14 protein-coding genes are annotated in these 17029 nt (G+C 49.4%); 9 read left to right on the top strand and 5 right to left on the bottom strand.

Translation table 11 applies throughout. The annotated features are described in order from the left end of the window. Nucleotides 1–18 precede the first annotated feature (18 nt). Nucleotides 19–972 carry a winged-helix domain-containing protein gene (locus ACFPTP_RS01295; RefSeq protein ID WP_381441575.1) on the top strand — a complete coding sequence of 318 codons (954 nt, stop codon included), beginning with the start codon at nucleotides 19–21 and terminating at the stop codon, nucleotides 970–972. A 45-nt stretch (nucleotides 973–1017) separates the two neighbouring features. Here the strand turns inward: ACFPTP_RS01295 and ACFPTP_RS01300 are convergent, their stop codons facing one another. Next, nucleotides 1018–2181, bottom strand: a complete 1164-nt coding sequence (locus tag ACFPTP_RS01300; RefSeq protein ID WP_381441576.1) for a S1C family serine protease — start codon at nucleotides 2179–2181, stop codon at nucleotides 1018–1020. A 275-nt stretch (nucleotides 2182–2456) separates the two neighbouring features. Between ACFPTP_RS01300 and adh the strand changes: the two genes are divergently transcribed. Beyond that, nucleotides 2457–3998: an aldehyde dehydrogenase gene (adh, locus tag ACFPTP_RS01305; protein WP_381441578.1), complete on the top strand. Its 1542-nt coding sequence runs from the start codon at nucleotides 2457–2459 to the stop codon at nucleotides 3996–3998. Nucleotides 3999–4038: 40 nt separating this feature from the next. Next, nucleotides 4039–4401, top strand: a complete 363-nt coding sequence (locus ACFPTP_RS01310) for a DUF779 domain-containing protein (RefSeq protein WP_381441579.1) — start codon at nucleotides 4039–4041, stop codon at nucleotides 4399–4401. A 105-nt stretch (nucleotides 4402–4506) separates the two neighbouring features. Here the strand turns inward: ACFPTP_RS01310 and ACFPTP_RS01315 are convergent, their stop codons facing one another. Continuing rightward, nucleotides 4507–4899: a thiol-disulfide oxidoreductase DCC family protein gene (locus tag ACFPTP_RS01315; protein ID WP_381441581.1), complete on the bottom strand. Its 393-nt coding sequence runs from the start codon at nucleotides 4897–4899 to the stop codon at nucleotides 4507–4509. Between the two features lie 202 nt (nucleotides 4900–5101). On the opposite strand from ACFPTP_RS01315, the gene ACFPTP_RS01320 reads away from it, so the two are divergent. Continuing rightward, complete coding sequence (locus ACFPTP_RS01320) at nucleotides 5102–5275, top strand: hypothetical protein (RefSeq protein WP_381441582.1); 174 nt, start codon at nucleotides 5102–5104, stop codon at nucleotides 5273–5275. 166 nt (nucleotides 5276–5441) lie between these two features. Further along, a complete protein-coding gene (locus ACFPTP_RS01325) occupies nucleotides 5442–6695 on the top strand; it encodes a dicarboxylate/amino acid:cation symporter (RefSeq protein WP_381441584.1) in 1254 nt (417 codons plus the stop codon). A 105-nt stretch (nucleotides 6696–6800) separates the two neighbouring features. On the opposite strand, the gene ACFPTP_RS01330 is transcribed toward ACFPTP_RS01325, so the two are convergent. Beyond that, nucleotides 6801–7718 carry a MerR family transcriptional regulator gene (locus tag ACFPTP_RS01330; protein ID WP_381441585.1) on the bottom strand — a complete coding sequence of 306 codons (918 nt, stop codon included), beginning with the start codon at nucleotides 7716–7718 and terminating at the stop codon, nucleotides 6801–6803. Between the two features lie 214 nt (nucleotides 7719–7932). Here ACFPTP_RS01330 and ACFPTP_RS01335 point away from each other — a divergent pair, with 214 nt between their 5' ends. The 4 genes from ACFPTP_RS01335 to ACFPTP_RS01350 all read left to right on the top strand — a co-directional run bounded on the left by ACFPTP_RS01335 (nucleotide 7933) and on the right by ACFPTP_RS01350 (nucleotide 11579). Continuing rightward, the gene (locus ACFPTP_RS01335; RefSeq protein WP_381441587.1) at nucleotides 7933–8997 is read left to right on the top strand and encodes an ABC transporter permease; all 1065 of its coding nucleotides are present in this window, start codon (nucleotides 7933–7935) and stop codon (nucleotides 8995–8997) included. 3 nt (nucleotides 8998–9000) lie between these two features. Next, entirely contained in the window at nucleotides 9001–9726 is a 726-nt protein-coding gene (locus ACFPTP_RS01340) for an ABC transporter ATP-binding protein (protein WP_381441588.1), read from the top strand. Continuing rightward, entirely contained in the window at nucleotides 9701–11134 is a 1434-nt protein-coding gene (locus ACFPTP_RS01345) for a cryptochrome/photolyase family protein (RefSeq protein ID WP_381441589.1), read from the top strand. Before ACFPTP_RS01340 ends, ACFPTP_RS01345 begins: the two co-directional genes overlap by 26 nt. A gap of 118 nt (nucleotides 11135–11252) precedes the next feature. Further along, nucleotides 11253–11579, top strand: coding sequence for a hypothetical protein (locus ACFPTP_RS01350; RefSeq protein ID WP_381441591.1), 327 nt, complete (start codon nucleotides 11253–11255; stop codon nucleotides 11577–11579). A 117-nt stretch (nucleotides 11580–11696) separates the two neighbouring features. Here ACFPTP_RS01350 and metH read toward each other — a convergent pair whose 3' ends face one another. Both metH and ACFPTP_RS01360 read right to left on the bottom strand, forming a co-directional pair. After that, entirely contained in the window at nucleotides 11697–15134 is a 3438-nt protein-coding gene (metH, locus tag ACFPTP_RS01355; RefSeq protein ID WP_381441593.1) for a methionine synthase, read from the bottom strand. Then, complete coding sequence (locus ACFPTP_RS01360; RefSeq protein ID WP_381441595.1) at nucleotides 15127–16974, bottom strand: bifunctional homocysteine S-methyltransferase/methylenetetrahydrofolate reductase; 1848 nt, start codon at nucleotides 16972–16974, stop codon at nucleotides 15127–15129. Before ACFPTP_RS01360 ends, metH begins: the two co-directional genes overlap by 8 nt. Nucleotides 16975–17029: the final 55 nt, after the last annotated feature.

Here is a 17029-nt window from a genome sequence, read left to right on the forward strand (position 1 = left end):
GGAAGATGAGGAGAAAGCATGAAAACCAAAATTCATATCATCTCGATACAAGAAGGTTATTTAACGATAATCTCAGAACAGCTGGAACTTATTTTTGGTGATAAAGCAATCATCTCGAAATTGGTCGTCAAAGATTTGGATGGGGATAGCATTGCAGAAGAGGACATTGTCGTTTTATCAAGATCGATTTTGATGGGGGTCATCCGGCCATTCATTCCGAAAGATTGCAAGACGATCATTGCGCATCGGGAAGTTAACATCGCGAACACGAAGCGACTGATTGATTTGCCGGCCGGACAGAAATTATTGGTCGTCAATGACACGCTTGAAAACGCCCAGGAAACGTTGGACTCTCTAATGAATATTTTCTTTACCCATACGTATTATTTGGACGACGAAAACAATCCCGATCAAGCTACACTTGCGGATATCGACTATATCGTCACGCCGGGAGAAATGGAGTTTGTGCCGAGCAGATTTTCAAATGTCATCGATATCGGCGATCGGCTTCTATCCTACGGGACGGTGTGGGCGATTGCGGAAGCATTGGAAGCCGGGTTTACCCATGAACAACTGGTGAATCGTTATGTGAAATCCCAAGTGTCCCTGGCATCACCTAGTGCAGGGGGGGGTGCTTCCGAGCGGGAATCCTTCGCGGATGCTGAGAACCTTTCACAAAACGAAATCCTGTCCATTAACAAAAAAATTGAAGAGCATGGATTTTTGAAGGAAAGCATTCAAATATTAAGCCTTTACGCTGAAGGGAAAGCGCAGCTGAAAACGTTCGGGCGGCTCAAGCTGAAGAAGCTTTTGGAAGAGCATGATATTTACTTGTCCGAACAGCAAATACGCCTTCGCCTCGAAGTTCTGCAAGAACTGGGACTGTTGAACGCCCGTCAAGGAAGAAGCGGGACGACAATCACGAATTTTGGGGAAAGCTATTTGCGGGCAAAAGACATGATCAAATCATAAATAAACACCTCCGCCGATTTGAAATGGCAGAGGTGTTTATTTCGTTTATTCAACAGGTGAATTGCTTGTTAACGTCAATTCGACCGTCCGTTTTTGGGAACCTGTGTAAACGGTGAGCGTCGCTTTATCTCCGATCTTAAGCTCGGAATAAAGGAATTTCCGCAGCTCCATGGAGTTGTTAATGTCGGTTCCGTTAATCGCAGTGATGACGTCCTGCTCTTTCAATCCCGCTTTGCCTGCTGCAGATGTTGGGTCGACGCTTGCGACCATCACGCCGCCTTTCACTTCCTCAGGAAGGTTTTGTACATACATATACGGAACTTCGGCCAAATCCGCGAGGCCGACGCCGATATAAGGCCGCTCGATCTTCCCGTTTTTCGTAATTTGGTCAAGCAATGGAACGACATCATTGCTCGGAATTGCGAAGCCAAGGCCTTCTACGCCGTTTTCCGCGATTTTCAGGCTGTTGATGCCGATTACTTTGCCGTCAGTCGTCAGAAGCCCGCCGCCGCTATTGCCGGGGTTGATTGCCGCGTCCGTTTGGATAACGTTCATCTCCCAGTTTCCTGCCGTCGTTTTCACGTCGATGGAACGCGAAGGTGCACTAATGATGCCTTGTGTGACGGTGCCGGAAAAGTCCAAGCTGAGCGGATTTCCGATTGCGACGACCGAATCGCCGGCCCGCAATTTGTCGGAATCCCCGAATTCAAGGGCTGTGTCGACCTGTTTGCTGCTGATCTTCAATACGGCTAAATCTGTCAACGCATCGCTTCCGATCAATTCAGCCGTCTCTTTCTCCCCGCCTTGCAATGTCACTTCAATTTTGCCTGCGCCTTCGATGACGTGGTTATTCGTCACGATATACGCGTCATTGCCATCGATTTTATAAATGACGCCTGAGCCCGTCCCGTATTCCGAAAGCTCCGAGTTGCCTGCAAAGCGGTTGCCTGTATTTTTGAAGTTCGATACACCGACAATCCCTTTCGATGCATGCTCCACCATATCGGACAGGGACGTTGGAGCATTCGCCGAAGTATGAATGAAATTCGGGCTAGAGGAGGAATTCTCCGACACAGCCGCTGCCGTTTCCGCCTTCTCTGTTTTTGCCTGTAAGATGTCCGTATTCGCCACGACGCCGAGCGTCAGCGCAGACCCTAGAATGCCAGCCCCGACTGTCGATACGAAACGTTTGCCAAATGAATTTGCCATAGTAAAAACTCCTCTCATGTACTCGTTGGTTTCATTGTAAGAGGAAAATATGAACAAATTATTACGGAGGAATTAACAAATGTTAAACAATGGCGTAAAACTATGTAACTTGCAATAATTTATATAGTCAGATAGAATGGAATTCACAGACTCTTCATTCATTAAATGTAAGCGCATTCAAATCGAATAGCGCTGCAGACCTGCGCATATGGTGGCTTTGTGTGCAATTTTTGCACTTACTATAGCAATCTATAAAGAATAGGGAGGAATGGAACATGGTACAAGCTGTTGAGAATCAAGTTTACGCATTTCCGAACACGGAAGGGGCAAAGGTAAATTTTAAGGAACGCTATGATAATTTTATCGGCGGCAAGTGGGTTGCCCCGGTGAATGGGCAATACTTCGACAATCCGACGCCTGTCACGGGGAAAGTGTTTACACAAGTCGCGCGTTCAACTGCGGAAGACATTGAACTTGCGTTGGATGCAGCCCATGCTGCGAAAGACGCTTGGGGGAAAACGTCCGTTACGGAACGCGCAAATATCCTATTGAAAATCGCTGATCGCATGGAAGCGAATCTTGAAATGCTTGCCGTTGCGGAAACGTGGGAAAACGGGAAAGCGGTCCGCGAAACATTGAATGCCGATCTGCCGCTCGCAATCGACCATTTCAGATATTTCGCTTCGGCAATCCGTTCTCAAGAAGGCGGCGTCAGCCAAATCGACAACAATACAGTGGCGTACCATTTCCATGAGCCGATCGGGGTCGTCGGCCAGATCATCCCTTGGAACTTCCCGCTTTTGATGGCGGTTTGGAAGCTTGCGCCTGCACTCGCTGCGGGGAACTGTGTCGTGCTGAAGCCGGCGGAGCAAACACCAGCATCCATTTTGGTTCTTATGGAATTGATTGAGGACCTATTGCCTGCAGGCGTCGTCAATATCGTCAATGGCTTTGGCCTTGAAGCGGGTAAGCCGCTTGCGTCGAATCCTCGAATCGGCAAAATCGCATTCACGGGCGAGACGACGACAGGCCGACTCATCATGCAATATGCATCACAGAACTTGATTCCGATGACGCTTGAGTTAGGCGGGAAATCGCCGAATATATTCTTCGAAGACGTCATGGCGGAAGACGATGAATTCTTGGATAAAGCGATTGAAGGCTTCGTCATGTTTGCCTTGAACCAAGGGGAAGTGTGCACATGCCCTTCGCGTGCATTGATCCAGGAGTCCATTTATGACAAGTTCATCGAGCGTGCAATCGAGCGCGTCAAAGCGATCAAGACCGGGAACCCGCTCGATCCGACAGTCATGATGGGCGCGCAAGCATCAACGGAGCAATTGGAGAAAATCCTTTCGTACCTTGATATCGGGAAACAGGAAGGGGCAGAGTGCCTCGCTGGTGGAGAGCAGAACAAACTCGGAGGAGAGCTGGCGGAAGGCTATTACGTCAAACCGACCGTCTTCAAAGGGAATAACAAGATGCGCATCTTCCAAGAGGAAATCTTCGGACCGGTCGTTTCCGTCACGACATTCAAAACGAAGGAAGAAGCGTTAGAAATTGCGAACGACACATTATACGGTTTAGGAGCGGGCGTCTGGACACGCGACATGAACACGGCATATCGCTTCGGGCGTGGCATTGAAGCGGGACGCGTCTGGACGAACTGCTACCATGCGTACCCAGCACACGCCGCATTCGGAGGCTACAAAGCATCCGGAATCGGCCGTGAAAACCATCTGCAAATGCTGTCGCATTATCAACAGACGAAAAATATGCTCGTCAGCTACAGCGAAGACAAATTAGGTTTCTTTTAATAGATAGATTCTTGATTTTTGAATGAAAGGAGGAATGCCAATGCCCGAACGCGTTCTTGCAACGGACGCCGCTCTGGAGTTGATTGAATTATTGAAGGGGAAGCATGGCCCATTGATGTTCCACCAATCGGGAGGCTGCTGCGACGGCTCCTCCCCGATGTGCTACCCGGACGGCGACCTGATCATCGGAGATCAGGACGTCCTTCTCGGACATATTGGCGGGACACCGTTCTACATGCATAAAAATCAATTTGACTATTGGAAGCATACCCAGCTGATCATTGACGTTGTGGAAGGCAGGGGAGGCATGTTCTCCTTGGAAGGGGTGGAAGGGAAGCGATTCCTGACACGGTCCCGCGCCTTCACGTCGGAGGAGAACGAAAAACTTCAGCAACAAGCATAAAAAGGTTCCGGGCATCCGGAACCTTTTTATATTCATTAGTCCACTTCTGAAAGATTAAAATAAAAAATAGGCGCCTTTCATAATCGAAGAAGCGCCCGAATAATGTTATATAAATCGTTTTCTTACATCCGGAGAAGGAAGCATGCACGCATCCTCATTTTTGCCGAACCAGCGATAGCGGTTGCGTGCGAAATAGTCGTAAAAGCCGTCACGGATTTTACGTGGGACGAGTATAAATAGAAACAAGAGGTGCCACAGGCCATCCAGCTTTTTTGCGATATGAAGGGCTGCTGAAGATTTCGTGTACGCCTTTCCATTTTCAATCAACACGATGCTGTCAATGTCATCCGGAATGTTAAATTGCTTCACGTACTTTTCCCCGGTCTCGCTTTGCAATGAAGAAAATAGGAAGTGCGCTGCAGGGTCCCGTTTTATAATGAACTGCACACTTGAGTTGCAAAAATTGCATTCACCATCGAATAATACAATCCGCTTCATCATGGTATCTCCTTCCATCGTGCTTAGATTCATTATATCCTTATCGGACAAAATGAAACACAATCTACAATTCTTTACTTAATACAGAAAATTCGGTATACTAATAGTAGCGTAAGATAATCCCGCGATTTTTCCAATCATGGACATTATCTTCTTTTCCTGTCACATTTGCCTTGGGTAACATATGAAGGAGAGTGATTGAATGGAACGCGTATTCATTGATCCGCAAGAAATGGAATTGAGGCAGGATCTGGATTTCATCGCTTCACTTGAGATGATTGACGAAGGTTCTCCTGTCCATTATCCGCAGTACACAAAGAATATGAAAGAAGCTGCCGGATTTAATCCAAATGAATTACCACTGACATATCAATAAGAAGGTGTAACAGGGCTGTCTCGAATCAAAGGGGGCAGCTCTTTTTTATTGCGAATTCTACAAGGTTCGAAGTTTCAAAATTTAAAAAACAAGGGATAGATAGATAGCATAAATGAGAGCATTTTTACTTTATTGCTTCCGAAAAATAGATGGAGGAGGAATCGCCATGAAGTTAGCACGCAATATTATTATCGCACTCATTGCGGGTGTCGTTGTCGGACTGGTTCTGAACTTATTTGCCCCTGACACTTTTGGATTCACGGACAAGTACCTGTTCAAGCCGTTAGGAACCATCTTCCTTAACCTCATGAAGATGCTTGTCATCCCGGTCGTCTTCGTCTCCATCGCGCTTGGAACGGTTGGCATAGGGGATCCTAAGAAGCTGGGGAGGATTGGCGGGAAGACGTTAGGGTATTTCCTTGCAACCACGGCTATCGCCATCATCATTGCACTTGCTTTGGCCCTTTTGCTGAAGCCGGGTGCAGGAGGAAACTTTGACACATCAGGAGCAAATTATGAAGCTGCGGAAGCACCACCTGTCACGGAAACGTTGTTGGGGATCATCCCGACAAACCCGATTTCTGCAATGGCGGAAGGAAATATGCTGCAGATCATCTTCTTTGCAGCCTTGGTCGGATTCGGGATCGCAATGCTCGGCAAGCGGGTGGAGCGAGTGACCGAATTGCTGGAGCAGACGAATGAACTCATCATGTATCTCATCACCTTCGTCATGAAGTTTGCGCCATACGGAGCGTTCGGATTGATTGCATCAGCAGTCGGCAGTCAAGGATTCGACGCGCTGCGGGCGATGGGGATGTATATGGTTGTTGTCCTAGGGGCACTTCTCATTCACTCGGTCGTCGTCTATGGCGGCACGGTGTCCTTGCTCGGCAAGCGGAATCCGATCTGGTTCTTCAAGAACTTCTTTCCGGCGCAGGTCGTCGCCTTCAGTACGGCGAGCTCCGCGGCGACGCTTCCGATTTCCATGAAAACCGCACAAGAGAGGCTGAAAGTGCCTGAGTCGATCAGCTCCTTCACACAATCCTTAGGGGCGACGATCAACATGGACGGAACGGCAATCATGCAAGGGGCGGCAGTTGTTTTCATAGCTCAAGCCTTTGGCATCGAACTGTCAATGGGGCAGTTGCTCACCGTCGTCCTCACCGCGGTCCTTGCCAGCATCGGGACGGCTGCCGTGCCGGGTGCAGGGCTGATCATGCTGGCGATGGTTTTGACATCTGTCGGCCTGCCTATCGAAGGAATTGCACTCGTCTTAGGAGTGGACCGACTGCTCGATATGGTGCGCACGGCAGTCAACATCACAGGTGATGCGGCTTGCGCAGTTGTCGTTGCGCAGACGGAGGGCGTCCTCGGTGATCCGAATGATGACCGGGTGACGGTTGGTACGAAAACCGTCTGATTCAACGGCAAACTAGTCAAAAGCTTTAATTCGAGCTGTCCAGAAAGTCAGTTAAGGCTGATTTACTGTGACAGCTTTTTGCTTGATACCAAATAAGCCGTATAGTTACTTTCCAATTTCAATACGCTCCCACACATCTTCTAGATCATCCGTCAGGTGGATTGCATGCAGCTCTTTTGCAGCTTTTTGTGCGATCGCTCCTTTGCCGCCGATGAAAAACTGGCAATTGGGCTGCTTTGCCGCAAATGCATCAAGTTTCTCCAATAGGTCAGGATCCTCTTCAAAAGGGATGGAAGAGGACGCTGAGAGAATGACGATGTCAGGCCGAATCTTTTGGATCACTGCCTCGATGGAACCCGGGGCGGGGGAAGCGCCGACTAGAAAGGTGCGCCATCCTTTCAGCATGAATTGTAACAGGACGATATGAAGCGGAATTTCATGCCGTTCATATGGGAGGCATGCGGCGAGAGCCACTGGGGCTTCCGGATGATGCTGATTGTTTCTGCGGAGCTGCACGAGATAATCACGGACGGCGAGGCTAGACACCGATTCCTGGTATTCATCCCATTCTCCTCTTTCCCATCGATCACCGACTTCTTGTAAAAAAGGTGTGATTACTTGATCCAACAAAGCGGAGAGCCCGACTTCATAATTGGCCTGTTGAAGGGTGATCATCAATTCGAGTTCATCGCATCGATTTCCTTTTTCCAATAATTGAAGGACGAACTCATTCAACCTGCTCATTTGGAGCGATGGTTCCTTGGGGGAGATAACTGTCTCTCCTCCCATTTTATCGGCCAGTTGAACCGCTTGCCGGATTGGCATGCCTTCTTCAGAAAGTGTTTTGACATGCAAGAGGAGATTGATGTCTTTCTCGCTATAGATACGGTAGCCGTTTGGAAGTCGCTCGGGGCGGATAAGATTGTACCGCTCTTCCCATTTGCGGATGACCTGCTTGGAAAGCCCCGTCATGTCTGCAACCTGTTGGATATAATAACGATTATTTGTATTGACTCTTACCAAACCTGCCCCTCCTAACGAATGTTCTTTGCGTAAAGTATAGCGGAAATAACAGGGTTGTACAATGTTGGATGAGTAACCTTATACATGACTGTTGGATATGGTGTACAATGCTTTTATTTTAACACTATACAAACCTTTGACAACTAGTTCTCATCTCTTCATAATGAACATACAATCATTGAATAAATAAAAGAAGCCGCAAGGAGTGTGGAAAATGTTTCTCGCGTGGAATGAAATCCAAAAGAATAAGCTGAGGTTTGTACTGATCACGGGTGTCCTCATGCTTGTCGCTTATCTCGTCTTCTTCCTATCGGGCCTAGCAACAGGCTTGAAGGATTTGAATCGGGAATCGGTCGATAAATGGAAAGCGTCTTCCATTATCTTAACGGAGGAATCGGATAAGAGTCTCTATCAATCCTCTATGTTCATCGAACAAGCCGAAGCGGTAAAGGCTGAAGAAATTGCAGTCATAGGCCAACTGAGCGCGATTGCCGGGAATGGTGATCATAAGACGAATGTATCACTTTTTGGAATTCGACAAGACGAATTCATCATGCCGGAAGTGACGGAAGGTAAGCCATTTGTGGGAATGAACGAAGTGATTGCGGCCAATTCATTAAAAGAAGAAGGGTTTAGCATTGGGGATGAACTTCATTTATCATCCTCTACAGAAAAATTAACGATTGTCGGCTTTACCGATAAAGCCTGGTTCAATGCGGCGCCGGTTCTTTACGCCGACCTTGACACTTTCCACAAAGCTAAGTATGGAGAAGGTGCGGAAGCAAACAATGATCGCATCAATGGAATCGTCATCCGGAATGGAGGGGACAATGTCATTCAAGACGATGCTTTGCAAGTCATTGAAATAGAAGAATTCATTCAAAACTTGCCCGGCTACACCGAACAAAATCTGACCTTGACGTTCATGATCTATTTCCTATTTGCCATATCAGCAGTCATTGTAGCCATTTTCCTATACGTGTTAACTGTCCAGAAAATAAGTATGTTCGGTGTGATGAAAGCGCAAGGGATTTCCAATTATTATCTATCGAAATCGGTTGTTGCGCAGACCTTCCTATTAGCGGCAATCGGCGTCATGATCGGATTGGCGTTAACGTTGACGACGGGTGCCTTCCTGCCAGCCGCTGTTCCCGTGTCCTTCGACTTGCCGACGATGCTCATATACGGGGCAGTTCTTGTCGTCGTAGCTATTGCAGGAGCCGTTTTTTCAGTATGGACGATTGTCCGGGTGGATCCATTGAAAGCGATTGGAGGGTAAATGATGACTGTTCTGGAGTTAAATCATGTAACGAAAACATTTGGCAGCGGCCATAAAAAGGTGGATGCGTTAAAGAACACGGAATTCCAGGCAAGCCGGGGGGAATTAATTGCGATTATCGGACCTTCGGGTTCCGGGAAAAGTACATTTCTAAGCATCGTCGGGGGTTTGCTTACCCCGACTTCCGGGGAAGTCGTCTTGAATGGACAGAATGTCACGAAGATGACTGAAAAAGAACGCGCACAAATCCGATTGAATGAAATCGGGTTCATCCTTCAAGCTTCGAATTTAATACCTTTCTTGACAGTGGCAAAGCAAATGAAGCTATTAAACCAAGTGAAAAAGGGAAATATGAATGTTGACGAGATGGAACGGCTTTATAAAGACTTAGGCATTGGCGACTTGCGAGGCAAGTACCCATCCGACTTGTCAGGTGGTGAGCGGCAACGTGTCGCCATTGCAAAGGCATTATATAGCAACCCGTCTATTATCCTGGCTGATGAACCGACAGCATCTTTAGACTCTGACCGGGCGTACGAAGTAATGGAGTTGTTAAAGAGGGAAACGAAAAACAAGAAAACGACGAGCATCGTCGTAACGCATGATACACGCCTCATTAGTTATTGTGACAAAGTATATACAATGACAGACGGTGTTCTCCTACAGCAAGAAGAATTGACGCCTGCCAAGAAGGATGAAAATGATGCAAAAAACAGTTGTATGGTTTAGAAAAGATCTTCGACTACATGATAACCCCGCATTATCGGAGGCGGCGAAAGAAGGATTGGTCATCCCTGTCTTTATCTGGTCAGAAGAAGATAAGCGCGAATATGCGGAAAGTGAAGCGTCTTCATGGTGGCTCTACCATTCAGTCGCAACACTTGAAAAAGGGCTTCAGGCACATGGCTTGAAGCTTTTTATTAAAGCTGGAGATGAGTTTGAGGCGTTTGTTGAGGTGATGGATGAGGCTGAAGCAGATGCCGTTTATTTCAATGGACGTTATGAGCCCGCTGAACGGAGCAAGGAAAGCAGGATTACAGCTCAACTCGAATCGATTGGGAAAAAGGTGCAAGCATTTCACGGACACCTTTTATTCAACCCCAATCTTGTGAATAAACAAGGCGAGCCTTATAAAGTGTTCACTTCTTTTTGGAAAAGGTGCATGCAAGAAGTTGTCGCCCGTCCGCTGCCCTTTCCATCGGAAATAAAAGGAATCGAACAAGGGATTCAAACACTTACGTTGGATCAATTACGGATCATCGACACGAACAAGTGGCATCAGAAGTTTCACGCGTATTGGAAGCCGGGGGAGCGAGTAGGGGTTGAAAAATGGCAACGATACTTGGAGGACGGAATGTCTAATTATCATGCGAAGAGGGACTTTATTTCAAGTGGCTCCTCCTCCGAACTATCGCCGTATCTTGCTGCAGGGAACATTAGCGTGAAGGCGATGTGGCATTCCGCAAAATCGTTAAGCGAAGAAACACATGAAGCCGCGGTCCATCAATCCATCCACACATTTCTTAAACAGCTTATATGGCGTGACTTTGCTTATCACCAGCTCATCCACAATCCGGACATCATCCGATACCCGTTGCGAAAGCAATTTCTAGATTTCCCTTGGCAAGGAACAGATGAGCAACTTATGAAATGGAAATTGGGGCAGACAGGCTATCCATTGGTCGATGCAGGCATGCGAGAACTATGGGAGACGGGGATGATGCATAACCGAGTTCGAATGGTAACCGCCTCGTTTTTAGTCAAACATCTATTAATTCCGTGGCAAGAAGGCTATAACTGGTTCAAGCATACGCTCCTCGACTTCGACGCCGCAAACAACGCCACGGGCTGGCAGTGGGTAACAGGATGCGGCATTGACGCCGCCCCTTACTTTAGAATCTTCAATCCGATCCTGCAAAGCGAAAAGTTTAACCCGAATGGCCACTATATACGGAAATGGGTGCCGGAGCTTTCCCGTCTGCAAGCCCCATATATTCACAAGCCTTGGGTAGCGCCTGCATCTGTTTTAGAGGAGGCCGGCATACAAATTGGCGTGACATATCCTTCACCAATTGTAGATCACGCCGCGGCGAGAGATCGAGCGCTGCAGGCATTTCAAGATATGAAAGGGAAATAACACATCATGCAAGGACAAGTGCACAGTATAAATAACCATTGAATTTCTGGCGTCCATAGTTGCTCGCCCGTATGCCCCGTCCATTTTCACATGTAATAGATAGAGGGGGTGAGTGAAGATGATGATGCACCATGGACTCTGTGGACATTGTGGAGGGCGCTGTGGAGGAACTTGTGGAATACCGCGGCTCCAACCGACTATTTGCCCGCCGCAGTATCGTTGCACGGACAGTTTCTTCCCGGTTGAAAAACCATTTATTCATCCGATTGTAGATGTGAATAGGCAGCATCCAGTTATTGTGCCGCGACACTATTTCACCGAAACAGCGGAAAACGTAATGGGCGCACCGATATTCCCTGGGCAGGGACCTGGCTTTGGGCCTGGCTTCGGGCCTGGTTTCGGGCCTGGTTTCGGGAGAGGGCGCAGAGGCTTCTTCGGCTTCTAAAGAAGACCATTTCAACGGTAAAATGCGCTGTCCCTGGCGTCGAGCATATCGACACAAAGGGACAGCTTTTTGTATTAGAACAAAAAAAGCCGCCCCCGAACAGGAGGCGACTCAATTTCAATCTACATTAAAATACCGTGCATCCGGATGCGCAAATACGATGGCCGACACCGATGCTTCCGGCTCCATCATGAATTCCTCCGTCAAATGGACGCCGATGTCCTCCGGTTTCAGCAAACCGAACAGCTTTGCCTGATCCTCAAGGTTCGGACAAGCCGGATAGCCGAACGAGAAGCGCTGTCCCTGGTATTTGGCTGCGAACCGGTCACGCATCGTGAAGTCGGTAGCGTCCGGGAAGCCCCATTGGTCGCGGATTTCCTGATGGACACGCTCCGCAAATCCTTCCGCGAGTTCAAGCGCTGTAGCTTGAAACGCATGGCTTTCGAGGAATTTCCCTTCCGCTTTCAACTGATTCGCAAACTCTCGAACGCCGTGGCCTGCTGTCACTTGCATAAGCGCGACAAAGTCCATTTCGCCGCTATCCACCGTCTTCAAATAGTCGGCGAGGCAGAGGAACGGCTCCTTGCTTTGGCGAGGGAACGTGAAACGCTCGATTTCCGTCTTCGCATCTTCCGGATCATAAATGATCACATCGTCTCCGTCCGCCTGTGCGGGGAAGAATTGATACATGCCAGACGCCGACAGATTGCCCGATTCCAAGAATCCTGTCACCATCTCGTGGAGCTGCACTGCGCGCTCTTCACCATTTGCAAGCATCTTGTCGACATTGCCGCGCAACCCTAAATGATGTCCGATCAACGTCCGCATATTGACATACGGATACAAATGCGAAACGGAATAATCCCTTAGCACGCGTCTGCGTAAATCGGACGGGACGAACACCGGCGCGTCTTCCCGAACTGTCTTCACAGGTCTCGGCAATACGGCAACGGCAGTATCCCTTGAAGCACGGATCGCCTCCGTCTCAAAACGCTTCTCCTGCTTCTCGACAAGTTCATTCAGCAGCGCCTCTTTGTCGCCGCCTTGCAAACGGTTGGCGAGATCAAGCCCTTGCATCGCATCTTTCGCGTAAATGACAGGGCCGTCGTATTCCGGTGCGATTTTCGTCTCCGTGAATCTGCGCGTCAATGCAGCGCCGCCGACCATGACAGGCGTATCGATGCCTGCCGCCTTGAAGTCCTGCGCCGTGAGCACCATTTGCTGTGCCGACTTCACGAGCAATCCGGACAGCCCGATAATATCCGGCTTCTCCTTGCGAATCACGTCAATCAACGTCGCAGGCGTCACTTTAATGCCGATATCGATGACGCGGTACCCGTTATTGCTCAAAATGATGTCGACTAGGTTTTTCCCGATGTCATGGACATCCCCTTTGACCGTCGCCAACACGATTTTCCCTTTGCCGGAATCATCCTCTTTCTTCTCCATGAACTGCTCGAGGAATGAAACCGACGCCTTCATCACTTCCGCACTTTGCAAAACTTCCGCGACGATCAGCTGGTTATCATTGAATAGGCGGCCGACTTCCGACATCCCTTCCATCAACGGTCCGTTAATGACCTCGAGCGGTGTATCGTACATCTTGAGCGCGGCTTCCAAATCAGGGATCAGCCCTTCCTTCGTCCCTTCGACGACATAATAAGCCAACCGTTCAGGAACCGTCTTCGGAATATCGTCCTCGGTCTTCTCCTTCTTCTTATCCCGATAGAAATTAGTGAAATCCGCAAGCGTCTCATCCGTCGTATGGAAGAGGAGGTCGTTCGCCAGATTGATTTCCTTTTCCGGAATGGAAGCATACCGTTCCAACTTCTCTGTATTGACAATCGCGTAATCGAGTCCGGCCTGGGTGCAATGATACAAGTACACCGCGTTCAGCACTTCCCGGCCGACAGGGGGCAGCCCGAACGACACGTTGCTCACGCCGAGCGTTGTCAAGCATCTCGGCATTTTCTCTTTGATCAGCCGGATGCCCTCGATCGTTTCAACTGCGGACCCGATGTATTGTGCATCACCCGTTCCAACAGGGAACACGAGCGGATCGAAAATGATATCTTCAGGGGCGATTCCCCATTTATTCACTAAAAGATCATAGGAACGTTCCGCGATTTCGAGCTTCCGTTCCCGCGTCACTGCCATCCCGATTTCGTCGATTGTTCCGACTACGACGGCTGCACCGAATTTCTTCACGAGAGGGAGCACCGCATCGAATCGTTCCTCGCCGTCCTCCAAGTTGATGGAGTTGATGATCGCTTTCCCTTGCGAGAATTTCAATGCCTCTTCGATGACTTTTTCATCGGTCGAATCGATGACGAGCGGCACTTTCACCTTTTTGACGACTTCCTGCATGAAGTTCTTCATGTCTTCGAGCTCATCCCGGTCAGGATTCGCGAGGCAGATATCGAGGACATGGGCGCCGCCGCGCACTTGAGCACGCGCGATCTCGGACGCTTCCTCGAATTTCTCCTCGACGATCAGCCGCTTGAACTTCCTGGACCCGATGACGTTCGTCCGCTCGCCGATCAATAGCGGACGCATTGAAGGATCATACAATAACGGTTCAATGCCCGAAACGGCGTGCTCATGCCCGTCCTCAGGCTGCTGCCGCGGTGCGAGGCCGTCAACCGCCTCTCGGATCGCACGGATATGGTCAGGAGTCGTTCCGCAACAGCCGCCGACCATGTTCAGCCATCCTTTTTCCGCAAACCCTTTCAGCTTCTGGGATAAGGATGCCGGCGATTCATGATAATGGCCCTCTTCGTCGGGCAGTCCGGCGTTCGGATAACAAGTGACGAAGCTTGTCGCAAGATCGGAAAGTGAGCGCAGGTGATCGGTCATGAATTCCGGTCCCGTCGCACAGTTCAATCCGACGGAAAGCGGCTTAATATGCTCGATGGAAATATAGAATGCCTCGATGCTTTGCCCGGCCAATGTCGTTCCCATCGGCTCGATTGTCCCCGAAATCATGACAGGTAGCTCGGTGCCCGTTTCGTCAAAAGCCCGCTTGATTCCGATGGTTCCTGCTTTCACATTGAGCATATCCTGGCTCGTTTCCATCAATAAAAGATCGGCGCCGCCCTTGATCAAAGCTTTCGCTTGGACGTAGAAGTCTTCGGAAAGCTTATCGAATGTAATGCCTCCTGTGACGGAAAGCGTCTTCGTTGTCGGGCCGATCGCTCCGGCGACGAAACGCGGCCAATCGGGTGTCGAATAATCGGTTGCGCACTGTTTCGCGATTTCCACAGCTCTTTTATTAATTTCAGAGGTGCGGTGGCCGAGGCTGAATTCGTCCAGTACAAGGGGAGTGCCCCCGAATGTGTTCGTGCAGATAATATCCGCCCCCGCCTCCAAATAGGCACGGTGGATTTTATCAAGGATATCGGGTCGAAGAATGTTCAAGTATTCGTTGCAGCCTTCGTATTCCTCTCCGCCGAAATCGTCTGCCGAGAGGTCTTCCGCTTGCAGCATCGTGCCCATCGCTCCGTCTATGATGAGGATTCTATCTTTCAATTGTTGTTCAATTGGATGTTTAGGCATGGACAATACTCCTCTCCTTCTCCGCGTCTAGCTTTCTAATATGGCTGATCAGTTCCAACGACATGTCGTAGCGGAGGAACGGTGTAATGATATAGATGCCGTTGAAGTATTCTGCGGCTGTGTCAATCAATTCCTTCGCGATATCGATGCCTTCACGTGTCGCTTTTGCACGGTCATCCCCGCATGCGGCCATCCTTTCGAGCACTTCTTCGGATAGCTTGATGCCCGGCACTTCATGATGCAGGAATTCCGCGTTCCGGATATTCGTCAGCGGCATGATACCGATGAAGATCGGTGTATCCAAATGCTTCGTCGCCTCGTAAATATCGACGATCTTCTCTTTCGTGTAAACGGGCTGGGTGATGAAATAATCCGCCCCGCATTCAATTTTCTTTTCAAGCCGCTGCACGGCGCGGTCAAGGACGCGGACATTCGGATTGAACGCCGCGGCGACCGAGAATTTCGCTTTTTTGCGAAGCGGCTTGCCTGTGAATGAAATTCCTTCGTTCAATTGTTTGATGAGCTGCAAGAGCTCCATGCTGGAGACGTCATAGACGCTCGTTGCGCCAGGGAAATCGCCAACTTTCGTCGGATCGCCCGTGACGGCAAGGATGTCATGGATGCCAAGCGCGTCGAGCCCCATGAGATGGGATTGCAGTCCGATCAAGTTATGGTCACGGCACGTCAAGTGGACGAGCGGACGTATATTATGTTCATGCTTCAACATCGATCCCATCGCCATATTGCTGATGCGAGGGGAGGCGAGTGAGTTATCCGCCAACGTGACGGCGTCGACTCCGGCTGCTTGCAATTGTTTCGCGCCTTCAAAGTATTGCTCCGTTTCCAAATGGCGCGGTGTATCAAGCTCTACGATGACCGTCCGCTCCGTCTTCGCTTTTATGTGAAGTGGGACCTGTTTTGCAGGCTCCGCTTCACGGATGATGATCGGCTTCTGCGGGGAAACGGTTTTCTCTATCACTGGCGGCAGCCCAGCCAACTGCTTTTTCGCAGCCGTGATATGCTTCGGCGTCGTTCCGCAGCATCCGCCGATCAGACGGACGCCCTCTTCGCGAAGGAATGTTGCCGCCCGTCCGAAATAATCGGCTTCGGAAGCATAGACAATCCTGCCGTCCTCGACATCAAGCAAGCTTGCATTCGGGGCTGCGGACAAGAACGCCTTCTCCGGAATCGTCACGTTTTCAAATGCCTGTATCGTATGGAAAGGGCCTAACCGGCAATTGACGCCGACAATATCCGCACCAAGCGATTCGAGCTGATGAAGGGCGTCATTGAGATGCATTCCATTTTGCAGCACACCGGGCTCATCCATCGCGACTTGCGCAATGAGCGGAACATCTGTGAGTTTCCGCAGTTCGGTGACGACCGTCGACAATTCTTCAAAATCATAATACGTTTCAAGCAACAGTCCATCAGGGTCACCTGACAGCAAAGCATCCGCCTGTTCACTCACGATTGTAAGCACTTCGGCAAGCGACGCATCGCTTTTCCGGATGCCCCTCAACCCGCCGATCGTGCCGAGCACGTACTGATTGCCTGGCGCGGCTGCGCGCTTCGCAATCCGGATCGCCGCCTCGTTGAATTCCTTCACGCGGTTCTCCAATCCGTAACGAGCAAGCTTCAGCGAGTTGGCGCCATATGTATTCGTCTGGATGACATCCGCCCCTGCATCGATATATTCGCGGTGGATCTTCTCAATGATTTCAGGCTTCTCCACGTTCAATTCCTCATAACTGAAGTCGATGCCATATGAATAAAGCAGCGTCCCCATCGCGCCATCCGCCACTAGTACATTATCTTTCAACCGATCAAGCAATCTCATAAGAAATCATCCTTTCTTCATCTCTGCAATTTCCCATACAAAAAATTTCGACAGA

This window comes from Sporosarcina koreensis (assembly GCF_042655825.1).
GTDB lineage: Bacteria > Bacillota > Bacilli > Bacillales_A > Planococcaceae > Sporosarcina > Sporosarcina koreensis.